This window comes from Aequorivita sp. CRS11, assembly GCF_059693805.1.
The window spans coordinates 1-715 of record NZ_JCATIG010000049.1 but is presented as its reverse complement, the minus strand read 5'-3'; the positions used below and the strand labels follow the sequence as shown (position 1 = coordinate 715).

1 protein-coding gene is annotated in these 715 nt (G+C 29.5%); it reads left to right on the top strand.

Translation table 11 applies throughout. From position 1 onward, the window contains the following. Positions 1-136: 136 nt before the first annotated feature. The gene (locus AC58DT_RS15695; RefSeq protein ID WP_497217733.1) at positions 137-571 is read left to right on the top strand and encodes a hypothetical protein; all 435 of its coding nucleotides are present in this window, start codon (positions 137-139) and stop codon (positions 569-571) included. Positions 572-715: the final 144 nt, after the last annotated feature.

Sequence of the window (715 nt, the reverse complement as noted above, 5' to 3'; positions counted from 1 at the left end):
GCAATTAAATTATACAATGAAATAAGATTACATTTATCTTTAAATTTCAAAACCCCAAATATGGTATATTTAAAAACAGCGTAAATCAATTTTAACCTGTAGCCATATTTCAGGACAAGACATTTGAAAAAAAATAATGAATAAGAATAAATTACTTTTATTAACCGCTTTATTTTTGATTCCGACTTTGATTTTCGGACAAGCTGAAAAACGTGAAAAGTTGACTGTTGGCTTTATGTGCGGAGTTTCTGCTGGAACTACACCACTTGTTGATAAAATGACTGATTTAATAAAAGAAAAAAAATATTCTGAAATTTCGTCTTTATTGGAGTCTAAAAATAGTGGAGAAATATTCCTTGCTATCCTAACATTAGAACGGCTGAATCAAAACAAAAACTACATATTGAAAGATAAAGAATTAGAAAAAATAAAATTTTGGAAATCTTCATCAATTCTTGTCTATAATTGTTTAGGGTGCTTTTTAGATACGAACTTAATGAATGAACTATTTGAAAATAAAAATTCCCTTGAAGAAATTACTTGGCTAAATAAAGTACTACCGATTGAATAATTTAATAAAAAAAACGCACCACAACAATGGTAACCGTTGCACAACCCCTTAATTCCGTAAAAGCTGACCCCGTTTAAGCCGTTTTAAGCGGCCTTGCTTTTTTGGTCAAGCTTGAGAATGAACCAAATTTGGTGCTTTTAAAAA